General features: G+C 64.4%; 16 protein-coding genes. 14 read left to right on the top strand and 2 right to left on the bottom strand.

From position 1 onward, the window contains the following. Window positions 1–704 precede the first annotated feature (704 nt). The 5 genes from ACVIYL_RS11390 (at window position 705) to ACVIYL_RS11370 (ending at window position 11,167) form a co-directional block, all read left to right on the top strand. Window positions 705–8,690: a cadherin domain-containing protein gene (locus ACVIYL_RS11390; protein ID WP_456778572.1), complete on the top strand. Its 7,986-nt coding sequence runs from the start codon at window positions 705–707 to the stop codon at window positions 8,688–8,690. Between the two features lie 337 nt (window positions 8,691–9,027). After that, window positions 9,028–9,528 carry a phage tail protein gene (locus ACVIYL_RS11385; protein WP_225162022.1) on the top strand — a complete coding sequence of 167 codons (501 nt, stop codon included), beginning with the start codon at window positions 9,028–9,030 and terminating at the stop codon, window positions 9,526–9,528. 12 nt (window positions 9,529–9,540) lie between these two features. Further along, window positions 9,541–10,065, top strand: coding sequence for a phage tail protein (locus ACVIYL_RS11380; protein ID WP_076834878.1), 525 nt, complete (start codon window positions 9,541–9,543; stop codon window positions 10,063–10,065). A gap of 12 nt (window positions 10,066–10,077) precedes the next feature. Then, a complete protein-coding gene (locus ACVIYL_RS11375; protein ID WP_057021215.1) occupies window positions 10,078–10,611 on the top strand; it encodes a phage tail protein in 534 nt (177 codons plus the stop codon). 7 nt (window positions 10,612–10,618) lie between these two features. Further along, window positions 10,619–11,167 carry an N-acetyltransferase family protein gene (locus ACVIYL_RS11370; RefSeq protein WP_456778571.1) on the top strand — a complete coding sequence of 183 codons (549 nt, stop codon included), beginning with the start codon at window positions 10,619–10,621 and terminating at the stop codon, window positions 11,165–11,167. Here the strand turns inward: ACVIYL_RS11370 and ACVIYL_RS11365 are convergent. Continuing rightward, window positions 11,149–11,454 (bottom strand): DUF6916 family protein, encoded by a 306-nt coding sequence (locus ACVIYL_RS11365; protein WP_456778570.1) that lies wholly within the window; start codon window positions 11,452–11,454, stop codon window positions 11,149–11,151. The two genes, ACVIYL_RS11370 and ACVIYL_RS11365, sit on opposite strands and share 19 nt — an antisense overlap. 322 nt (window positions 11,455–11,776) lie before the next feature. Then, window positions 11,777–12,757 (bottom strand): IS481 family transposase, encoded by a 981-nt coding sequence (locus tag ACVIYL_RS11360; protein WP_456778569.1) that lies wholly within the window; start codon window positions 12,755–12,757, stop codon window positions 11,777–11,779. 221 nt (window positions 12,758–12,978) lie between these two features. Between ACVIYL_RS11360 and ACVIYL_RS11355 the strand changes: the two genes are divergently transcribed. From ACVIYL_RS11355 to ACVIYL_RS11315, 9 genes are all read left to right on the top strand, one after another. Continuing rightward, complete coding sequence (locus tag ACVIYL_RS11355; protein ID WP_456778568.1) at window positions 12,979–14,133, top strand: iron-containing alcohol dehydrogenase; 1,155 nt, start codon at window positions 12,979–12,981, stop codon at window positions 14,131–14,133. Window positions 14,134–14,220: 87 nt separating this feature from the next. After that, window positions 14,221–15,771: an AMP-binding protein gene (locus tag ACVIYL_RS11350; protein WP_456778567.1), complete on the top strand. Its 1,551-nt coding sequence runs from the start codon at window positions 14,221–14,223 to the stop codon at window positions 15,769–15,771. A 123-nt stretch (window positions 15,772–15,894) separates the two neighbouring features. Next, on the top strand, window positions 15,895–16,593 hold the full coding sequence (locus ACVIYL_RS11345) for a DUF2270 domain-containing protein (RefSeq protein ID WP_456778566.1): 699 nt from the start codon (window positions 15,895–15,897) through the stop codon (window positions 16,591–16,593). 79 nt (window positions 16,594–16,672) lie between these two features. Further along, window positions 16,673–17,560, top strand: a complete 888-nt coding sequence (locus tag ACVIYL_RS11340) for a TauD/TfdA dioxygenase family protein (protein ID WP_456778565.1) — start codon at window positions 16,673–16,675, stop codon at window positions 17,558–17,560. A 415-nt stretch (window positions 17,561–17,975) separates the two neighbouring features. After that, window positions 17,976–19,571 carry an ABC transporter substrate-binding protein gene (locus ACVIYL_RS11335; protein WP_456778564.1) on the top strand — a complete coding sequence of 532 codons (1,596 nt, stop codon included), beginning with the start codon at window positions 17,976–17,978 and terminating at the stop codon, window positions 19,569–19,571. Window positions 19,572–19,662: 91 nt separating this feature from the next. After that, window positions 19,663–20,610 (top strand): ABC transporter permease, encoded by a 948-nt coding sequence (locus ACVIYL_RS11330; RefSeq protein WP_456778563.1) that lies wholly within the window; start codon window positions 19,663–19,665, stop codon window positions 20,608–20,610. An 86-nt stretch (window positions 20,611–20,696) separates the two neighbouring features. Next, a complete protein-coding gene (locus ACVIYL_RS11325) occupies window positions 20,697–21,590 on the top strand; it encodes an ABC transporter permease (RefSeq protein ID WP_016848340.1) in 894 nt (297 codons plus the stop codon). Beyond that, complete coding sequence (locus ACVIYL_RS11320; RefSeq protein WP_092078998.1) at window positions 21,590–22,603, top strand: ABC transporter ATP-binding protein; 1,014 nt, start codon at window positions 21,590–21,592, stop codon at window positions 22,601–22,603. Before ACVIYL_RS11325 ends, ACVIYL_RS11320 begins: the two co-directional genes overlap by 1 nt. Continuing rightward, on the top strand, window positions 22,600–23,592 hold the full coding sequence (locus tag ACVIYL_RS11315) for an ABC transporter ATP-binding protein (RefSeq protein ID WP_456778562.1): 993 nt from the start codon (window positions 22,600–22,602) through the stop codon (window positions 23,590–23,592). Before ACVIYL_RS11320 ends, ACVIYL_RS11315 begins: the two co-directional genes overlap by 4 nt. Window positions 23,593–23,678 lie beyond the last annotated feature (86 nt).

Here is a 23,678-nt window from a genome sequence, read left to right as displayed (position 1 = left end):
TTAAACTTGCGGTGATTCAACGCGGATGGACCACCGCAATGTCGCGGCAGCGGACGTCACAGATGTAGCCGCTCCCCAGTCTGTTCAAGATGGCCGCCGGATCAAGCAAATAGTTGCGCAATCTGAAAGCCTTACGACGTGATCGCGAAGCCGTGACGACAGGAAGGGACAGATTCACTGGCCTTTCGGGTGAGGAGAGATCACAGACGGCTTGCCGGGACTCAATCACAAGGCGAATCATCGACACATGTTCGTCACACAACGCCAATTCCGTCTGCGGCGCAGAAACTACCGGGGGTCGCACAAGATTAAAAATGGTGAGTTACCACACTCTACCTCCCGCTGCATGGCCGAATCGTGGTTAACGACGCGATGTCACGTGGACACACATTGACACTCGGAAGCATCGACAATACGGTCGTGGTTGCCAACCGGTAAATTTTCTTGGCCGCCGCGCTTTTCTCGAACATTCATTGGGCTTTTCTCGCGGCGTGAGTGAGTGGAAGCGATTACGTAATGGCAAGCGCATTTGAACTTGCTGATGTCGGGACTCCGCAACCGTCGCGGTGTCCGCATATTGCGAGCGGACCGGTGCGATCTCGGATCGCAAGTGATCAACCTCAACGTGTGAACTGCTTCACACCTCGTCGTCCCCAAAAATTGTAGTTAGTTGATCGGCTTTCACGCCGATCGCGGGAGTGCTCATGACGACCATACCTGCCTATACAATCGGTGGTTTAACCCGCCCCGAGCTTCATCTCGATCCGAGCGGCAATATCATTCTGGATCCGGCCGCGCAGGCGTTCGTCAATACGTATGGTCTGCAATATCTTTATCTGGGCTGTCCTCCCGGCACGCCGTGGCCGCCGGTGCTCGGCTTCCTGTCACCTCCGACCGACGCCAATTCCGGCGCCAACACGGTCGTTGAGGGCGCCGCAGCCAATACATCGGTCGGCATCACCGCGCAATCCACCAGCCTGATCGGTCTTCCGGTCACCTATTCGCTGGTGTCCGATTCCTCGCATGGCGGCTTCAAGGTCGATCCGAATACCGGCGTGGTGTCGATTGCCGATCCATCCAAGGTCGATTTCGAGAGCTCCGGCGGCAGCTACGTCGTCTATGTGCAGGCGACCGACGGAATCTTCGTCTCGTCGCAAAGCTTCACGATCGCGATCAGCAATGCGCCGCCCTCGACACCGACCGACGGCAACGCCACCGCCAACGCCGTCAACGAGGGCGCCGCGGTCAACACCTCGGTCGGCATTACCGCGTCGTCGGCCGACGTCAACGGCCCCGGCGTCACCTACTCGCTGACATCGGATTCCTCCAATGGCGGCTTCAAGATCGATCCCACCACCGGCATCGTCACCGTCGCCAATTCCGCCAAGATCGACTTCGAGACCGCGCCGGGTCACGCCTACACCATCACGATCCAGGCCAGCGACGGCCATGGCGGCGTCAGCTCGCAGAGCTTCACGATCAACGTCAACGACGTGGCGGTCAGCACCCCGGTCGACGTCAATGCCACCGCCAACAGCGTCGTCGAAGGCGCTGCCGTCAATACGCTGGTCGGCATCACCGCCTCCGCGGTCGATCCGAACGGCCCCGCAACCACCTATTCGCTGACCGGCGACACCTCCGGCGGCGGCTTCACCATCAATGCCACGACGGGTGTCGTCACCGTCGCCGATCCGAACAAGCTCGATTACGAGAGCGCGCCGGGCCACGCCTACACCATCACGGTGCAGGCGACGAGTGGCGCGACCACGACGACGCAAACCTTCACGATCGGCGTGACCGACGCCCCGCCGTCGGCTCCCACCGACTCTGACGCCGCGACCAACACAGTGGTCGAAGGCGCCGCCATCGGCACCGCCGTCGGCATCACCGCGCACGCCACCGACATCAATGGCGGCACCGTGACCTATTCGCTGGTCGGCGATGCCCACGGCCTCACCATCAACGCCGCGACCGGCGTCGTCACCGTCGCCGATCCCACCAAGGTCGATTTCGAAACCGCGCCCGGCCACGCCTACACGATCACCGCGCAGGCCAGCGACGGCACGCAGACCAGCACGCAGACCTTTACCGTCAACGTCACCGACGTTGCGCCGTCGGCCCCGGTCGACAGCAATGCTGCCGCGAATACCGTCGTCGAAGGCGCGGCCGTCGGCACCACGGTCGGCGTCACCGCATCCTCGACCGACATCAACGGCCCGGCGGTGACCTATTCGCTGACCGGCGACACTTCCGGCGGCGGCTTCACCATCAACGCGACAACGGGCGTCATCACCGTCGCCGACCCGAGCAAGCTCGATTACGAAAGCGCGCCCGGCCACGCCTATACCGTCACCGCGCAGGCCAGCGACGGCACCCTTGCGACCTCGCAGACCTTCACCATCGCCGTCACCGAAGCCCCGCCGTCGACCCCGGTCGACAGCGACACCAGCGCCAATGCGATCGCCGAAGGCGCGGCCAACGGCTCGACCGTCGGTGTCACGGCGTCGTCGATCGACGTCAACGGCCCGCCGGTGACCTATACGCTGATCGGCGACACCTCCGGCGGCGGCTTCACCATCGACGCGACAACCGGCGTCATCACCGTCGCGGATAGCACCAAGCTCGATTACGAGAGCAGCGGTCCGACCCATTCCTACACCGTCACCGCGCAGGCCAGCGACGGCACGACGGCGAGCTCGCAAACCTTTACGATCGCCGTCACCGACGTCGCGCCGTCGACCCCGGTCGACTCCGACGCCGGCGCCAACACCGTCATTGAAGGCGCAGCCAACGGCTCGACCGTCGGCATCACCGCGTCGGCGACCGACATCAACGGTCCGGCCGTGACCTATTCGCTGATCGGCGACAGCTCCGGCGGCGGCTTCACCATCAATGCCGCAACCGGCGTCGTCACGGTCGCCGATTCGAGCAAGCTCGATTTCGAAAGCTCGGGCGGCAGCTACACCGTCACCGCGCAAGCCAGCGACGGCACGCTGGCGAGTTCGCAGACCTTCACCATCAACATCGCGGATGTTGCGCCATCGACCCCGGTCGACGGCGACGCCGCCGCCAACAGCGTTGTCGAAGGCGCGGCTGCGGGCACTGCGGTCGGCATCACCGCGCACGCGACCGACGTCAACGGCCCGGCCGTGACCTGGTCGTTGATCGGCGACACCTCCGGCGGCGGCTTCACCATCGACCCGACGACCGGCGTCATCACCGTCGCCGACCCGACCAAGATCGATTATGAGGGCAGCGGCCCGACCCATTCCTACACGGTGACCGCGCAGGCCAGCGACGGCACGCTGGCGAGCTCGCAGAGCTTCACCATCGCCGTCAACGACGCCGCACCGTCGACCCCGGTCGATGCCGACGCCGGCACCAACACGATCGCCGAAGGCGCTGCCAACGGCTCGACCGTCGGCATCACCGCGGCGGCAACCGACGTCAACGGCCCGGCCGTGACCTGGTCGCTGATCGGCGACACCTCCGGCGGCGGCTTCACCATCAACGCGACGACGGGCGTCATCACCGTCGCGGACAGCTCCAAGATCGATTACGAAAGCCCGGCCGGGCACGCCTACACCGTCACCGCGCAGGCCAGCGACGGTTTGCTCACGAGCTCGCAGACCTTCACCATCGCCGTCACCGACGTCGCGCCGTCGACCCCGGTCGATGCCGACGCCGGCGCCAACCGCGTTGCGGTCAACGCACCGGTCGGCGCGGGAACCAGCGTCACGGCATCCTCGACGGACGTCAACGGCCCCGCCGTGACCTATTCGCTGGTCGGCGACACTTCCGGCGGCGGCTTCACCATCGATGCGACCACCGGCAAGATCACGGTCGCCGATCCCAGCAAGATCAACATTGCCGACCCGTCCTATGACGTCACGGTCGATGCGAGCGACGGTACGCTGCACAGCCAGCAGACCTTCACCATCGCCGTCGTGGTCGACCAGGCGCCGGTCGTCACCGCCGGCCACACGCTGAACTACACCGAGAACCAGGCCGCGACCGTGATCGATTCGGCGATCACCGTTACCGACGGCGATGACGCCAATCTGGTGTCCGCGACGGTGCAGATCACCGGCAACTATGCCAGCGGCCAGGATGTCCTCGGCTTCACCAACCAGAACGGCATCACCGGCTCGTTCAATGCCGCGACCGGAACGCTGACGCTGACCGGCTCCTCCAGCGTCGCGAACTACCAGGCCGCGCTGGCGTCGGTGACTTACATCAACAGCAGCGACAATCCGTCCGGGCTGGCGCGCACCGTCACCATCACGACCAATGACGGCACGCTCGACAGCTCGCCGGTCACCGACACCATCAACGTCACCCCGGTCAACGACCCGCCCGTCGTCACCGCCGGTCACACCCTCAATTACACCGAGAACCACGCCGCGACCGCGTTCGACCCGGCGATCATCGTGTCCGACGTCGACAACACTACGCTGACCGGCGCGACGGTGCAGATCACCGGCAACTACGCGAACGGTCAGGACGTCCTCGCGTTTACGTCCCAGAACGGCATCACCGGCTCGTTCAATGCGGGAACCGGCATGCTGACGCTGACAGGCACCGCCAGCGTCGCCGATTATCGGGCGGCGCTCGCCTCGGTGACCTATCAGAACACCAGCGACAATCCGTCGGGCCTGGCGCGCACCGTCACGATCATCGCAAACGACGGCACGGCGACCTCCACGCCGATCACCGGCACCATCAACGTCACGCCGGTCAACGATCCGCCGGTCACGACCGCCGGCGGCACGCTGAACTACACCGAAAACCAGGCCGCGACCGTGATCGATGCGTCGGTCAACGTGACCGACGTCGACAGCGCCAATCTGACCGGCGCGACGGTGCAGATCACCGGCGGCTTCGCCGCCGGCCAGGACGTGCTGGGCTTCGTCAACCAGAACGGCATCACCGGCTCGTACAATTCCGGGACCGGCGTTCTGACGCTATCCGGCTCCTCCAGCGTCGCCAACTACAAGGCCGCGCTCGATTCCATCACCTATTTCAACTCGAGCGACAACCCATCCGGGGCGGATCGCACCGTCAGCTTTACGGTCACCGACGGCACCGACAGCAGCAACACCTCGACCTCGACCATCCACGTCACGCCGGTCAACGATGCGCCGGTCGTGAGCTTCGGTGCCATCACCGGCTTCTCCGAGCCGCCGAACGGCACGCCGGCAGCGAACTCGACGCCGGTCACGATCACGCCGAACCTGACGATCACGGACGCCGAAGGCAATAACCTGACCGATGCGACCTTCGTTCTGAACAATCTGAAGCCGTCGGATGCGCTGTCGATCGCAGGCCACGCCGGCAACAGCGGCGATATCGGCGGCATCCACTTCGAGATCACCAGCACCGCCGGTACCGAAACGATCAGCTTCACCGGTACCGACACGCTTGCGCACTACAATGCGGCGCTGGACCTGATCCAGTTCAACAACACCAGCGAAAACCCGGACACCACCGCGCGTTCCTACAGCCTGACCGTGCACGACGACGGCGGTACCGCGAATGGCGGCAGCAACACCGGGACGGGATCGACGACGGGAAGCGTCACCGCCGTGGACGACGGACCCACCGCGTCGGTGCCGGCGGATAATTCGATCGGCACGGCATTCTCGCACACCGACTTCGCGATTTCAGGACTTTCGGTCGCCGACATCGATGCCGCCAGCGGCAATGTCACGGCGACGATTGCCTCAAGCCATGCGAACCTGACCTTCAATACCGCCGGGCTCGCCAGCTCCACCAACAACAGCAGCCACACGGTGACGCTGACCGGCACCGTCGCACAGGTCAACACCGCGCTGGCGACCTTGACATACAACAGCGACGACGGCTTCACCGGCTCGGATACCGTCACGCTGAACATCAACGACAACGGCAACACCGGCACCGGCGGGCCGCTCACGTCGGGCGCCCAGACCTTCCACGTCGGCGTCGTGCCGCAGGTGTTCTATATCGACAACTCGCCCACGGCGTTGGCCAACAGCGCCAATCTCGGCACCGCGGCCGATCCATACACCTCGATCGCCGCCTACAACGCGGCGAATCCGGCCGGCTCTGGCGACTATGTCGTGCTGAGGTCCGGCACCTATACCGAGGCCAACGGCATCAACCTCGCCAATGGCGTCAACCTGGTCGGCGGCAGTCACTCCCTGACGTTCACCAATCCGGTGACCGGCGCCGTGGTGACCGCCAATACCGCGACCGGCACCGATCCGGTGATCAAGGTGACCGGCGCCGACAACGGTATCGACCTGCTCGGCACCTCGGGCCACAGCATCAGCGGCGTCAGCATCGATACCTCGGCCTCGACCGGCATGGGCATCAGCGACGACAACAACAATGTCGGCACCGTCACGATGTCCGACATCACGGTCAAGACTGCCAGCGGCACCGGCATGAGCTTCACCCATGGCGGCACCATCACGCTGACCGGCACCAACAACTCCATCACGTCGGGCACCGGCACCGCGCTCGATGTCGAGAACACCCAGATCGGCTCGTCCAACCTCATCCTCAAGAGCATCACCTCGAGCGGCGGGTCCAACAACGGCATCATCCTGTCGAATACCGGCACGGCCGCCGGCAATGGCGGCCTGCACATCACCGGCGACGGTTCGACGGCGGGCAGCGGCGGCACCATCGCCAACAAGACCGGCGCCGACGGCAGCACCACGCAGGGCAGCGGCGTCTACCTGAACAACACCAAGGACGTTCAGCTGTCCTATCTGGCGATGCACGACTTCCAGAACTACGGCATCGTCGGCACCAGCGTCACCGGCTTTACCCTCGGCAACACCACGGTGACCGGCACCAACGGCACCAACGTCGGCGGCATCGGCGAGGGCGACGTCTACTTCACCGGCCTGTCCGGCACGGCGTCGGTAACGAATTCGACCTTCACGGGCGCAGCGCTCGATGCGTTCCACGTCTTCAACAACAGCGGTCAGACACTCAACCGCATCACCATTACCGGCTCGACCTTCGCGACCAATTCGGCGGCCGGAAACAGCTCGGGCGATGCCCTGGTGTTCCAGGCCACCGACGGAACATTCAACGCGACCGTCCAGAATTCGACATTCACGTCGGCGCGCGGCGACCTGTTCCAGCTCGATCTGCACGGCGGCGTCAACTCGGACCTCGTGCTGAACGGAAACAGTTTCTCGAACAACAACCAGAATATCGTCTCGGGCGGCGGCGGCATCACCATCAGCTCCGGCGGGACCGGCGACCACGCCAACCTGACCTTCAACATCGCTAACAATACCATGCGTGATGCCCTCGGCACCGCGCTCGGCATCAGCACGGGATCAGGAGCAAGCTCGTTCAACGGCACGATCGATTCCAACACGATCGGCGTCGCCGGCGTCGCCAACAGCGGCTCCGCCCAGGGCAGTGACATCGGCTTCGTCACGATGGGCGGGGCCAATTCCAGCGTCACGATCACCAACAATCATCTGTATCAGTACAACAACGACGGAATCGAACTGCAGACCGGTGACGCTGCGAACGGCGGCAACGCCCTATTGACCGCGATCGTCATGGGCAACACGGTGTCCAACCCGGGTGCGTTCGGCGCTCATGGCTTCGAACTTAATGCCGGCACGGTCGCGGGCGATGCGCAGAGCGTCTCGCTGACGCTGGGCGGCACCGGCGCCCAGGAAAATCAGTTCCTCGGTTCGGGCGCGACCGGCACCGACATCCGGCTGCGCGATCGGTTTGCCACCACCGTCGGCCTGCACGCGGGCGACGGCTCGTCCTATGGCGGCGGCGCGACCGATACCGCCGCAATCTCGAGCTACGTCCTGGCGCACAATACGGTCACCACGGCGCCGACCATCAGCGTCACGGCGGGCAGCACCAACGGCTTCGGCTCGTCGCCGCTGCTCGCCGCGGATGGCGGCGTGCAGGCCGCCGTCGCGACCCCGGGTGAAACCCACCTGACGCAAAGCCAGCTCGACTCGGTCGTCTCGGCGGCCATTACCCAATGGGCAAAGGCTGGCGTGGACGCGGATCAACTGGCCGCGCTGCATGCCGTCACCTTCAGCGTCGCTGATCTCGCCGGCCAGGTGGTCGGCCTGGAAAGCGCCGGCCACATTACGATCGATGCCGATGCCGCCGGCCATGGCTGGTTCGTCGATTCGACACCGTTTGACAATTTTGAGTTCCCCCACGCGCTCAATGCTTCCGGCTCCGATCTGCAGACCGATTCGTCGACGGCCGCAGCCGGTCATCTCGATCTATTGACCGCCGTGGTCCATGAGTTGGGACACGTGCTCGGCCTCCCCGACCTGACGTCGTCATCCGATGCCAACGACCTGATGTATATCAGTCTCACCGACGGCGAGCGGCGGCTCCCAACCGCCGCGGATGTCACGCAGGCCAACGTGGGATCGGCGAAGGCGATGCCCATGCAGAGCAACACATCCTCGACTCTGAACCGCGACGGCTTCGACTTCTCGTCGTTCACCCAGACGCCGTCGCAGGCCAGCACGAGCCACGCGGACCTGGCCGCGAACACCCAGACCTGGTCCGATCTGTTCAGCGGGCACGCCAATGCCGGCACCCCATGGTGGGTCGGCCATGAGGCGACGTTTGCCGCCATGGGCGGCACGCCGACCGACAACCACGCCCAGCTGCACCATGACCTGATCGTCTGACCGGGCACCGTATCGACTACACAACGCCTGCCGAAGCGTTCCGGCAGGCTTGCCTCAGATGGATGGGATCCGCGCTTCCGTCGACCCGGCAAACTTCAATCGCCTCATGATGTCCGCTTGGACATGTCCGATTCGTGACAACGGTCCCGTCAGCAGCGATACCGTCTCGTCGCGAACTGCGAATGGCTCGCGCGGCCGCGGAATCGAAAAAATCGCGGAAACCAGACAATCGTTGAGGTTGCACTAGCCGAAAAACACGTTATCGTGCAGACGTTGCACACGCAGCATCATTGCTTCGAATTTTTCACAAATCGTACGACGTATTCGCGGAGGACCGATGGCCGATCCGTTTCTTTCCGAAGTCCGCATGATGTCGTTCGGCTTTGCGCCCAAGGGTTGGGCATTTTGCAACGGCCAACTGCTTCCCATCGCTCAGAATCAGGCACTGTTCTCGTTGCTAGGTACGACCTATGGCGGGGACGGGCGCGTCACTTTTGGCCTGCCCGACCTTCGAGGTCGGGTGCCGATCAGTATGGGCCCCGGCTATACGCTCGGCCAACGCGGCGGCGAGGAGAGCCACACGCTCACGATCAACGAGATGGCGCAGCACAATCATTTGGCCAACGCCACCAACAGCAACGGTAGCCAGCCGCTCGATTCGGGGGCCTATCTCGGTGCCTTCAACAACGGCTACAGCACGTCGACGACCGACATCACCCCGCTCAATCCATTGACCGTGGGCAATGCCGGCGGCAGCCAGGCCCATCAGAACATGCAACCGTTCCTGACGATCAATTTCAGCATTGCCCTCCAGGGCATTTTCCCCTCGCAGAATTGACGAGAAGCGCCGATGTCAGAATCCTATTTAGGCGAAATCCGTATGTTCGGCGGCAGCTTTGCCCCGGTCGGATGGAATTTCTGTGACGGCAGCCTGTTGGCGATCTCCCAGTACGACGCGCTGTTCAATCTGATCGGCACCACCTATGGCGGCGATGGCCAATCCACCTTCGCGGTCCCCGATCTGCGCGGCCGTGTGCCAATCCACACGGGCACCGCCAGCAGCGGCACGACCTATGCCATGGGGCAGACTGGCGGCGTCGAAAACGTAACACTCACGACGCAGACGATCCCGCAGCATTCGCACGCCTTCATCGCCGCGAAGCAGACCGGCACCGCGTCGAACCCGCAGGGAAATATTCTCGATCAGACGACCGGCACAATCGCGATGTATATCGACGGCCAGCCGCCCGACGGGCCCATGGCAGGCGGAATGCTGACGAATACCGGCGGAAACCTGCCGCACAGCAATTTGCAGCCGCTGCTTTGCGTCACCTTCATCATTTCGCTGTCCGGCATTTTCCCGAGCCAGGGTTAGGAGCGCGACACCATGGCCGACCCCTTCGTCGCCGAAATCCGCATCTTTCCGTTCAACTTCGCTCCCAAGGGCTGGGCCTTCTGCAGCGGCCAGATCCTGCCGATCTCGCAGAACACGGCGCTGTTTTCGCTGCTCGGCGTCACCTATGGCGGCAACGGCACCTCGAATTTCGCGCTTCCCAACATGCAGGGCAACGCGCCGCTGGCGCCCGGACAGGGCCCGGGGCTGTCGCTGTATGACCTCGGCGAGACCATCGGCTCCCCCAATGTAACGCTGCTGCAAAACCAGATACCGCAGCACAACCACCCCGTGAACGTCGGTACGCAGGACACGGCCGACGTTCAAGTCCCGAGCCCGACCCGCATCCTCGGCAAATCGGCCAACGCGTTCGCCTACGTGCCCGGGAGCCCGGCGCCAACACTGACGCAGATGAACGCCACCATGATCGGCATGACGGGCGGCAACCTTCCGCACAACAACATGCAACCTTACCTCACGCTGAACTTCTGCATCGCACTGCAGGGCGTCTTCCCGGCGCGAGGCTGAGCTCGTTTTGGCTCTCGACGCGCCAGGCACCATCACGCCCGCCTTCGGCTGGGCGCGCGCGGCCGAAGTCGGTTGCGGCTTTCGCCGCCTGTCGGAGGCGGACCTGCCGTTCCTCGGCCGCCTTTATGCCTCGACGCGCGCCGAGGAACTTGCGCCGGTGCCGTGGAGCGAGGCCGACAAGGCTGCCTTTCTCGAGCAGCAATTCCGCGCCCAGCACGCGCACTACCAGCAGCACTATCCGAACGCCGATTGGCTGGTGATCGCGCGCCAGGGTGAAGACGTCGGCCGGTTCTATCTCGAACGCTGGCCGAGCCAGCACCGCATCATCGACATCGCCTTCCTGCCCGAGCATCGCGGCAGGGGCTACGGCGAAGCGTTGCTGCGCGACGCGATCGACGAGGCGAAGGCCGCCGGCAAGGACGTCTCGATCCACGTCGAGAAGCTCAACCTGGCGATGCGGCTCTACCGGCGGCTCGGCTTCATCACCGAGGAAGACAAGGGCGTTTACGACCTGATGCGCTGGCGGGCGGCAGAGCGTCAGGTGAAGATCGCTTGATAACCATTGCCGTCCGCGACCGGACCGATCGGCACCAGGAACATCTCCATCACGCCCAATGCCGGATGGCGCACCGGATAGATCGCCTGCGGCAGCCACGCGCCCTTCGGCGCCGTGAACAGCAGCGAGAATGCGCCACCCGGCCGGCCGCTGTTGCCCGCGGGCTCGACCTTGGCGAGCTTCAGCGGCACGACGCGATCCCTCTCCGCCTGCATCTCGAACTCCGCTTCCTGATGCGGCGTGAAGTCGTCAATATGCAGTTTCGCGAGATCGACGGTCGATGTCATGCGCACGTCCCTGTTGCTTTCGAGGTGTAACACACGCCGCGATGTTGCCGTCAAGATTTCTGTCGGTCATCCGATTTCGACCTGAAGCTTTCACCGTCATTCCGGGGCGCCCTCTGCTTCCAGGGGGAGGCAAGTAAACGCAAGACTCGGATGCAGCGCGCCGCGAGGATGCGGATGTATGACTCACGCGAGCGCCACATATTCGATGTCGTCCCGGGCAAGCCAACGGGTCGGCGCGAAGCGCCGCCCGATGACAGGCTCCGCGCGACCCGAGACCCATAACCACCGATGCCAATTGTTTAGCCAGCGCTCGGGCCACGGCTCACTTCAACAACGCAACCCTGTGGTTATGGGTCCCTGCTTTCGTGTTCGGTCCCGTGTGATTGGCGAGGGCCTGGATTGGCGCCAGGTAGCCGAGGCATTTGAGGCGGGTCCGATTGTAGTCGTGGACGAACTTGGCGATGAAGGCGTCGCGGTCGGCGTGGTTGACAAAGGTACGGCGCGCGCTGCCCCGTTTGTGTTCGCGGCCGATGGCTTCAGCGATGCGCCGGTTGAAGCGTTCGACGAGGCCGTTGGTTTGCGGGTGGTAGGGCTTGGTCAGGCGATGCTCGATTGCGCGCTGCTTGCAGAGCCGATCAAAGGGGTGGTCGCCGGAAGGCTTCCCGACCGGTTTGTTCTTCTTGTCGACGGCGAAGCGGTCGGTGAACTCGGCTCCGTTGTCGGTCAGGATGGTGTGAACACCGTGCGGAAAGTCGGCCAGGAAGCGTTCGAGGAAGCCGGTCGCGGTCGTTCCGTCTCGCCTGGAATGGATCTCGACGAAGAGGTATCGGGTGGCGCGATCGATCGCGACAAAGGCATAACTGGTGCGGCGTTGCAGCGCGGGCAGATACTTCACGTCGATATGAATGAAGCCGATGTTGGCGCTTTCGAAGACGCCGGCCCTGGGCTTGTCAGGCTTGGCAAGCCGGCTGATGCCGTTGCGCTGCAGGCAGCGGTGGATCGCGCTGCGGGACAGCTTGGCATTGATGCACCGCTGCATCACCTCGACGATATCGTCCAGCGGCAGCTGCAGCGATGTCCGCAGCTCACACACTGCCCGTTCCTCAAGGGCGGACAGGCTGGTCGTGAGGTGCTTCGGCCGATGCGAGCGATCCTCGACCGTGCTGCGACCGCGCCAGCGATAGATTGTGGTCTCGCTGACCCCCAGCTCGGCCGCCAATTGGGCGACCGACTTCCTGCTGCGCTGGATGTAGGCACGCGTCTTCGGTGTCGTCGTGGCGTTCGCATGCAGGCTCAGTTCCATGACGCGAAGCGCTCCATGATAAAAGCCACGCCTCGTTCTACACCGATTCCATCCAACCAATCAGCAGGGACCAAACACTTTCGCAGGGACGACAGCGGAATGGGCGGCGCGACCGTATCAAACCACCGGCCCAGAGCCCTGATGACGGCCCCGATTTCCTCCGCTAACCTCGCCGCAAAGGTCCGCCAGCAAGGCGGACCGTGTTGAGGGAGGACAGGCGCTTGCATCAAGGCCGTGTCGTATTCGGTGCCATGGACGAGGTCGTGTTCGGGCGGCCCGCGCGTGAGGCCATCATCGAGCAGCTGGACCGGATTGGCGCCGAGCGCGCCTTTCTGATGGTGTCGGGCACGCTGAACCGCGAGACCGATGAGATCGAGAAGGTTCGCGCGGCGCTTGGGCGCCGCTGCGTCGGCACCTTCGACAAGATGCCGGCGCATACGCCGCGCGCCGCGGTGATCGCGGCGGCGGAGCAGGCGCGCGGCGCGAAAGCGGATTTGATCGTCACGATCGGCGGCGGCTCGATCACCGACGGCGCCAAGGCGGTGCAGCTTTGCCTCGCCAACAATGTCACGACGTCCGACGGCATCGAGGCGATCCGCACCCATGGTGGCGTCTCGCCCGCGATGAACCCACCGACCGTGCGCCAGATCAGCGTGCCGACCACCATCGCCGGCGGCGAGTTCTCGTCGATCGCCGGCGTCACCAACGAGGCCAAGCGGCAGAAGGAGATGCTGCGCCATCCGCTGGTGATGCCGCGCGCCACCATCCTCGATCCGGAACTGTCGGTGCACACGCCGGAATGGCTGTTCCTGTCGACCGGCATCCGCGCCGTCGACCATTGCGTCGAAGGCATCTGCTCGCGCGAGGCGCATCCTTACGGCGACGCGCAGGCGCTGAAGGGGCTCGAGATGCTGGCAGCCGGCCTGCCGCGGGTGAAGGCCAACCCGAAGGATGTTTCGGCGCGAATGGATTGCCAGATCGGTACCTGGCTATCGACCGGCCCGCTCGCCTCGGGCGTGCCGATGGGTGCGAGCCACGGCATCGGCTACGTGCTCGGCGCCGAGTTCGACGTGCCGCACGGCTATACCTCGTGCGTGATGCTGCCCGCGGTGATGCGCTGGAACAAGCGCGACAATGCCGACCGGCAGGCGCTGGTCGCGGCCGCGATGGGGCAACCCGGCGCGGACGCCGGCGACGTGCTTGACCGCTTCATCCGCGACCTCGGCATGCCGCGCAGCCTGCAGGAGGTCCACGTCGGCCCCGAGCATTTCGACCGGATCGCAAAGCAAGCGATGCGAACGCCCTGGGTGCCGCGCAATCCGCGCAAGATCGACGATCCATCCCAGGTTCGCGAGATTCTGGAGATGGCTGCATAGAGCGCTTTCGAGCGAAGTGGGTACCGGTTCGCGTGAAGAAAACGCGTCAAACAAGAACAAGCACGATCAAGGGGGATCTGGAGTTCGATGTATACCGGCAAGCATGCTTACCTGCGCCCGCTGCAACCCGCCTTCATCATGGCCGGGACCGGCGAGACCGTCACCTATCGTGAGCTCGAGGCGCGCTCCAACCGGCTCGCGCATCTGTTCCGCAAGCAGGGCCTGCGTCGGCTCGATCATTATTCGATCTTCATGGAGAACAACAACCGCTACCTCGAGGCCTGCGGCGCCGGCGAGCGCGCCGGGCTCTACTTCACCTGCGTCAACTCCTACCTCACCGCGGGCGAACTCGCCTACATCCTGACCAACAGCCAGTCGCGGATCCTGATCACCTCGAAGCTGAAGCTCGACATCGCGCGCGAGGCGCTGAAGCAGTGTCCGCAGGTCGAGCTCTGCATCGTGGTCGACGGCGAAAGCGAGAGCGATCGCATTGTCGGACTGCGAGAGGCTACCGCAGGCCTACCGGCAACGCCGATCGCGGACGAATTTGCCGGCACCGCGATGCTGTATTCCTCCGGCACGACCGGCCGGCCCAAGGGTATCGTGCGGCCGCTGCCGGAGCAGCCGCCGTCGCAGAACCTGCCGCTGTTCGATTTCCTGACCAAGCTCTGGCACTACCGCGAGGGCATGGTCTACCTCTCGCCGGCGCCGCTCTACCACTCGGCGCCGCAAGCCGCGGTCAATCTCACTATCCGGATGGGCGGCACGGTCGTCATCATGGAGAGCTTCGATCCGGAGCGCTATCTGCAGCTGGTCGAGAAATGGGGCATCACCCACAGCCAGCTGGTGCCGACCATGTTCTCGCGTCTGCTGAAGCTGCCCGAGGAGGTTCGCGCCCGCTACGATCTGTCGACCCTCGAGATCGCGATCCATGCCGCCGCGCCTTGCCCGGCGCTGGTCAAGGACGACATGATCAAGTGGTGGGGTCCCATCATCCACGAATATTACGGCGCGACCGAGGGGCTCGGCTTCACCGCCTGCAACAGCGAGGAGTGGCTCGCGCATCGTGGCACCGTCGGCAGGGTCCTGCTCGGCGATCTGCACATCCTCGACGAGAACATGCAGCCCTGCCCCAGGGGAACGCCGGGCACGGTGTGGTTCAAGACCGCCACGCCATTCGAATATTTCAACGACCCCGCCAAGACCAGCGAGGCGCGCTCGGCCGACGGCAGCATGAGCACGGTCGGCGACGTCGGCTATGTCGACGACGACAACTTCCTCTATCTCACCGATCGCGCCACCTTCATGATCATCTCCGGCGGCGTGAACATCTACCCGCAGGAATGCGAGAATCTCCTGATCACCCATCCCAAGGTCGCCGACGCCGCGGTGTTCGGCGTGCCCAATGTCGATCTCGGCGAGGAGGTGAAGGCGGTGGTGCAGCCGGTCGAAGGCATCGCGCCGGGGCCGGAGCTTGCCGAGGAACTGATCGCGTTCTGCGCCGGCTCGCTGTCGCGCCAGAAGGTGCCGCGCTCGGTGGATTTCGAGGCCGAGCTGCCGCGGCTGCCGACCGGAAAGCTCTACAAGCGCCTGCTGCGCGACCGCTATTGGGGCAACAAGACCTCGCGGATCGTGTGAACGGGGCGATGCGTCGGGCCGAGCGAATGCAGCCGGAAGCGCTGGACAGCGCAACGGACTCGCCCGTCGCGCAGATTTCGCGCTATGCTCAACGATCGCAAGCCAGCTTCGCCGGAGGCCGTCATGCCGTCGCCCCAGCCGCGCGAGCCGGAGCCGGTACAGGCCGGAAGGCTCGAATTCACCGCCGCCGAGATCGGTGCGCTCGCCCACCTCTATCGCGGCGAGATCTACCGCAGTACGGTCTGGCGCACCCGCCTCGACAGCTCGACCAATTGGGCGGTGGTGACGACCGGGATCGCGCTGTCGGCGACCTACAGCAGTGCGGAGGCTTCGCCCTTGCCGATGGTGCTGGTCGGCCTGCTGGTGACGGTATTCCTGTTGTTCGAGGCGCGGCGCTACCGCTACTTCAACGTCTGGCGCGCCCGCGCACGGTTGCTCGAAACCGATTTCTATGCGCCGATGATCCGGGGCGAAGGTCCCTCGCCGAACTCGGCCTGGACCGAGCTGCTCGCCAACGACTACCGCAACCCGAGCTACCATATCAGCTATGTCCGGGCGATAGGCCGGCGGCTGCGCCGAACCTATGGCTGGATTTTCGCGATCCAGGCCATCGCCTATTACGGCAAGCTCGCGATCCATCCGCTGCCACTGACCACGATGAGCGAGATCTGGGACCGCGCCTCGATCGGCCCGATTCCCGGAGCCATCGTGGTTCTGGCCGGCGTCGCATTCCACTCCAGCTGGGCGCTGTTCGCGTTCGTCACCCATCGCATCGAGATCGCCGATCGGCGCACACGGCGCAATCTGATCGCAATGGGATGAGGCGGCGCGAGCCGCGTTGCCGGTGGCGGGCTTTTCCCCTAACCTCACCCCAACAAGAAAAGTCAGGGAGGACTTGCCGATGGAAGTGATCCCACTGCGTCAGGGCTTCGGCGCCGAACTGCGCGGCGTCACGCTGTCGGATGTTGCCGCCAGCGATGCCGCCTATGCGGCGGCGCGCGCGGCGTTCGAGGAACATTCGGTGCTGGTGTTCCGCGGCCAGGAGGTCAGCGACGACATCCAGCTCGCCTTCTCGCGCCGCTTCGGTCCGCCTGAGGTGACCAAGGTCGGCTCGATGGGCACCGGCTCGCATTTCGTGATCCTCTCGACCTTCGGACCCGACGGCAAGGTGGTTCCGTCTGACCATCGTCAGCAGCTGCGCGCCAGGGCCAACCAGCTCTGGCACACCGACTCTTCCTTCAAGCAGGTGCCGGCGCTGACCTCGATCCTGTCGGCGCGCATCATTCCTGAACATGGCGGCGAGACCGAATTCGTCTCGATGCGGCTTGCCTTCGAGCGGCTCGACAAGGACGCGGCAAGTCGGCTGGAGAACACGTTCGCCTGGCACTCCTACGCGCATTCGCGCAGCAAGGTGGCCACCGGCCTCGCAACGACTGAAGAAGTCAACGCGCTGCCGCCGGTATGCTGGCGGATGGTCTGGCGCAATCCCGTCAACGGCCGCGGCGCGCTGTATCTTGCCTCCCATGCCTATGGCGTCGAGGGCATGGATACCGAGGCCGGCAGGGCGCTGATCGAGCAATTGACCGAAGCCGCGACCGCGCCCGGCGTCAGCTATCTGCATCAATGGAAGCAGGGCGACGTCGTGATGTGGGACAACCGCGCCACCATGCATCGCGGCCGCCCCTGGCCGGCGCATGAGGGCCGTCTGATGATCCGCACCACGATCTCGGCGACCGAGGCCGATGGCGTCGCCAACATGCACCTGTCCTCGCCGCAAGCGGCGGAGTGAGCGTGATGTGGCACCAGTCATACCGTCATCCTGAGGAGCCGCGAAGCGGCGTCTCGAAGGATGAACGGCCCGGCTGGTGGCCGTGCATCCTTCGAGGCTCGCTCCGCTCGCACCTCAGGATGACGGAAGAAGAAATTGTGCGACACGTCGGCGACATACTGTCGCTGATTGCAGCCCGCTTCACGCCGCACACATCGGCATCGGCAACCGAATTCAAACGGAGTTTCGCCGCTGCATAGCAAAACAACCCGGGTTCCCCGCAATCACAGCCATTATTCCCGATCCGTGGAAATTTTAATGTTGTGGGGTCATCCGAATTGCCAATCCCCGCGCGATCCTCGCTGGTTGCCCGACAGCCTCACCGTGGTATCGTCGATGCCAATCGGCCATTGAGACCGAAATGTGGGAGGGGACCATGCGGAGCGTGCAAGCGCTGGCCGTCGCGGTGTTGTCTGTGCTGGTCATCAGCGACGTTTCACGCGCAGCCGAGCCGAAACCGGGCGGTATCTTCAGGATCTATCACCGCGACAGCCCCGGCAGCGCCTCGATCCACGAGGGCGCGACCTATTCGCTGAACGTTCCGTTCATGCCGATCTTCAACAATCTCGTCATCTTCGACCAGCACATCGCCCAGAACAGCACCAGCACGATCCGGCCCGAGCTTGCGGAGAGCTGGGCCTGGAGCGGCGACAACAAGACGCTGACCTTCAAGCTGCGCAAGGACGTGAAATGGCACGACGGCAAGCCGTTCACCGCAGCCGACGTCAAATGCACCTTCGACATGCTGATGGGCAAGTCGCAGCAGAAGTTCCGGCAGAACCCGCGCAAGTCCTGGTACGAGCAAGTCGAGGAGGTCACGACCAACGGCGACCATGAGGCGTCGTTCAAGCTGAAGCGGCCGCAGCCGGCGCTGCTGTCGCTGCTCGCCTCGGGCTACTCGCCGGTCTATCCCTGCCATGTGTCGCCGGCCGAGATGCGCACCAAGCCGGTCGGCACCGGCCCGTTCAAGTTCGTCGAGTTCAAGGCCAATGAGTCGATCAAGCTCACCAAGAACCCGGACTACTTCAAGAAGGGCCTGCCTTATCTTGACGGTATCGAGTTCACCATCATCCCGAACCGCTCGACCGCGATCCTCGGCTTCGTCTCCGGCAAGTTCGACATGACGTTCCCGACCGAGGTCTCGATCCCGCTGCTCAAGGACGTCAAGTCGCAGGCGCCCAATGCGGTCTGCGTGGTGGAACCGAACAACGTCTCCACCAACATCATCATCAATTCGACCGCGCCGCCGTTCGACAATCTCGACATCCGCCGCGCGCTGGCGCTGGCGCTCGACCGCAAGGCGTTCATCCAGATCATGTTCGAAGGCCAGGGCGACATCGGCGGTACCATGGAGCCGGCGCCGGACGGGCTGTGGGCGATGCCGAAGGAGATGCTGGAGCAGATCCCCGGCTACGGTCCCGACATCGAGAAGAACCGCGAGGAAGCCCGCAAGCTGATGCAGAAGGCGGGCTATGGCCCGGACAAGCACCTGCAGATCAAGGTCTCGACCCGCAACATCGCGGTCTATCGCGATCCCGCGATCATCCTGATCGACCAGATCAAGAGCATCTACATCGACGCCGAGCTCGACGTCGTCGACACCGCGCAATGGTTCCCGAAGATCGCCCGCAAGGACTATTCGCTCGGTCTCAACCTCACCGGCAATGCCGTCGACGAGCCCGACCAGTCGTTCTACGAGAACTACGCCTGCGGCTCGGAGCGGAACTACACCAACTATTGCAACAAGGAGATCGAGAAGCTGTTCGACCAGCAGTCGGAAGAGACCAACACCGACAAGCGCAAGAAGCTGGTCTGGGAGATCGACAAGAAGCTGCAGGAAGACGTCGCGCGTCCGATCATCTTCCATGCCCGCACCGGCACCTGCTGGCAGCCTTACGTGAAGAATGTCACGATCATGTCCAACAGCTCCTATAACGGCTATCGTTACGAAGACGTCTGGCTGGACAAGTAGGCGTAGCGTTTTCGGGCGAAGTGGATACCGGTTCGCGCAAAGAAAGCGCGTCGGAAGACAAGACACAGGCGGGATCAAGGAGAGAGCCAGGGTGTTTGCCTATATCGTGCGGCGGCTGTTCCTGATGCTGGTGACCCTGTTCGGGATCTCGGTCATCATCTTCGTGCTGCTGCGCGTCGTTCCCGGCAACATCGTCGACATCCTGTTCGACGCCGCGGGCTTCGTCGATCCCGCCGACAAGGCCAATCTCGAGCGCGAGCTTGGCCTCAGCCAGCCGATCGTGATCCAGTATCTGCACTGGATCGGCGGCCTGCTGCACGGCGATCTCGGCTATTCCTACGTCTCGGAAAAGCCGGCGCTGGAGGAAATCCTGCCGCGGATTCCGATCACGGCGCGGCTTGCCGGGTTGGCGCTATTGTTCTCCGCCTCGATCGGTATTCCGCTCGGTGTCATCAGCGCCGTCCACCAGGGCTCACGGCTCGATTATGCGCTGCGCGTCGTCAGCCTCAGCGGCCTGTCGCTGCCGTCATTCTGGCTCGGCCTCTTGATCCTGATGGCCTCGGTCTCGCTGTTCGGCACCATGCCGATCTTCAATCCGAACCCGAAGACCTGGCTCGAGGCGCTGACCATCTATGCCGTGCCGGCGATCGCGGTGGGCTTCCGCAGCGCGGCACTCACCATGCGCATCACCCGCTCCTCGATGCTGGAGATCCTGCGCCAGGACTATATCCGCACCGCGCGCGCCAAGGGCGCCTCCGAGGCCTCCGTGAACTATCACCACGCGCTGAAGAACGCGGTGCTGCCGGTCATCACCGTGATCGGCATCGAGGCCGCGTTCCTGATCGGCGGCCTGATTGTCACCGAGACCGTGTTCAACATCCCCGGCATCGCCCGTTTCCTGGTCGAGGCGCTGCGCTGGCGCGACTACCCGATCGTGCAGAACCTCGTGATGTTCATCGCCGTCGTGGTGGTCGTCGTGAATTTAATCGTCGACATGCTCTATGCGGCGATCGATCCACGTATCCGGTTTGGAGACTGAGCATGATCCGGAAAAGTGAGAACCGGTTTTCCCTGCGACAAACGCAAAGCGTTTGCGCTGAGATCATGCTCGACTAAAGAGGCCACGTGGCAACGATCAATTTCGACAGCGAATTGCGACGTGCCGGGGCCAACGCCACCGGTGGCTGGGGACGGTTTGCGTTCCTCGCGCAGCGCCATGTGCTCGGCACGGTCGGCCTCGTCATCATGCTGCTGTTCGTGCTGACCGCGATCTTCGCGAACGTCATCAGCCGCTACGATCCGCTCAGCGTCGATTCCGCGCACCGGCTGGCGGCGCCGTCTGCGCTGCACTGGTTCGGCACCGACTCCTTCGGCCGCGATGTCTGGAGCCGCATCATCCATGGTGCGCGGATCTCGCTTGCGGTCGGCATCGGCTCGACGACGCTCGGCGCCACGCTCGGCGTGATCGTGGGCCTCGCCTCTGGCTATCTCTCCGGCTGGGTCGACCTCGTGTTCCAGCGGGTGACCGACATCCTGCAATCGCTGCCGCTCTTGGTGCTCGCACTCGTCATGACCGCGGCGCTCGGTCCCTCGCTGCCGAACGTGATCCTGGCGATTGCAATTCCCCTGATCCCGACGGTCGCACGCGTGATCCGCGCCAACACGCTGGCGCTGCGCGAGCAGCCGTTCGTCGAGGCCGCCAAATCGATCGGCATGAGCGAGATGCGGATCGCGCTGCGCCACGTGCTGCCCAACACCATCGCGCCGCTGATCGTGCTCGCCACCGCGCAGCTCGGCTCGACCATCCTGACCGAAGCGTCGCTGTCGTTCCTTGGCCTCGGCATCCCCGAGCCTTATCCGTCCTGGGGTCGCATGCTGTCCGAATCCGCCGCCGAATATGTCCGCACCGCGCCATGGCTGGTGATCTTCCCCGGCATTGCGATCAGCCTTGCGGTGTTCGGCACCAATCTGTTCGGCGACGCGTTGCGCGACATTCTCGATCCGAGGCAGCGCGGCTGATGAGCGAGGCCAAGACGCTCGATACGGTTCTCGACGTGAAGAACCTGCAGACGGTGTTCTTCACCAACTCCGGCCTGTTTCGCGCGGTCGACGATGTCTCGTTCTCGGTCCGCCGCGGCGAGACGCTCGCGATCGTCGGCGAATCCGGCTGCGGCAAGAGCGTCAGCGCGCTGTCGATCATGCGTCTGGTGCCCGATCCGCCCGGCCGCATCGTCGGCGGCTCGGTGACGCTCGAGGGCACCGATCTGCTGAAGCTCGACGATGCCGCGATGCGCGACATCAGGGGCAACCGCATCTCGATGATCTTCCAGGAGCCGATGACCTCGCTCAATCCGGTGATGCGGATCGGCGACCAGATCATTGAGGCGGTGCGGCTGCACCAGAAGGTCAGCAGAAAGGAGGCCTGGAAGCAGGCGGTCGACATGCTGCGGCTGGTGCGGATTCCGGAGCCGGAGCGCCGCGCGCAGGAATATCCGCATCAGCTGTCCGGCGGCATGCGCCAGCGCGCGATGATTGCGATGGCACTGGCGTGCCGGCCGGCGCTCCTGATCGCGGACGAACCGACCACGGCGCTCGACGTCACCATCCAGGCGCAGATCCTGGCGCTGATCGTCGATCTGCAAAAGCGGCTCGGCACCGGGCTGATCCTGATCACCCACGACCTCGGCGTCGTCGCGCAAACCGCGCAGCGCGTGATCGTGATGTATGCCGGCAAGAAGGTCGAGGAGGCGACGGTCGAAGCTTTGTTCGAGACGCCGCTGCACCCCTACACGCGCGGACTGATGGCCTCGATGCCGGCGGTGATCGCGCTCGGCGCGAAGACCGATGCGCGGCTGACCGAAATCCCCGGCATGGTGCCGTCGCTGACCAAGCTGCCGCCCGGCTGCGCCTTCGCGCCGCGCTGCAAGCTGGCGGTCGACCGCTGCCGTCAGGAATATCCGCCGCTCGACGAGATCAAGAGCAATCACTGGGCCGCGTGCTGGCGCGCCGGCGAGATGGCGGAGGCGTCATGACCGAACAGCGCCCGCTCCTCGAGGTGACCGACCTCGTCAAGCACTACGCGGTGCGCGGCGGTGTGCTGCGCCGGCAGGTCGGCACCGTGCATGCGGTCGACGGCGTCAGCTTCTCGCTCGGCGCTGGCGAGACGCTCGGGCTGGTCGGCGAATCCGGCTGCGGCAAGTCGACGGTGGCGCGCACCGTGCTGCGGCTGGTCGAGCCGACCAGCGGCGTCATCAAGCTGGATGGCGAGGACATCGCGCCGCTCAGCAAGACCGCGCTGCGGCCGTACCGGCGCTCGATGCAGATCGTGTTCCAGGATCCGTTCGCCTCGCTCAATCCGCGCATGACGGCCGGCGACATCGTCGGCGAGCCCCTCATTGTGCATGGTCTTGCGACCGGCGCGAAGAAGCAGGAGCGCGTCGCGGAACTGTTCCAGCAGGTCGGCCTGCGGCCCGACCAGATGAAGAATTTCCCCCACCAGTTCTCCGGCGGCCAGCGCCAGCGCATCTGCATCGCGCGTGCGCTGTCGCTCGGGCCGCGGCTGATCGTCTGCGACGAGCCGGTCTCCGCGCTCGACGTCTCGATCCAGGCGCAGGTGATCAATCTGTTGATCGACCTGCAGCGCAAGCGGAACTTCTCATATCTGTTCATCGCGCACGATCTGGCGGTCGTCGCCCATATCAGCCACCGCGTCGCGGTGATGTATCTGGGCCGCATTGTCGAGATCGCCGACAAGCACGAGCTGTTCGCCAATCCGCGCCACCCCTACACCCAGGCGCTGCTCGCCTCGGTACCGATCGCCGACCCGAAGGCGAAACGCACCACTCCCCTGATCGACGGCGATGTCCCGAGCCCGATCAACCCGCCCTCAGGCTGCGCCTTCCACACCCGCTGCCGTTACGCGATGGATCGCTGCAAGACCGAACGCCCGGCGCTGCAGGCGGCCGGCCCGGCGCATCAGGTCGCCTGCTGGCTGAATGACGGGACCGGGCGCGAGGAATAGTCCCCGTCGTCCCTGCGAAAGCAGGGACCCATAGCCACAAATGTTCGCTGTTGCGCCGCGCTGTGGCCCCAGCGCGCTCCAACGAT

Source organism: Bradyrhizobium sp. USDA 3315 (genome assembly GCF_054056795.1).
Note: the sequence above shows the minus strand (reverse complement) of the source record. Positions and strands in the feature narration are given on the sequence as shown.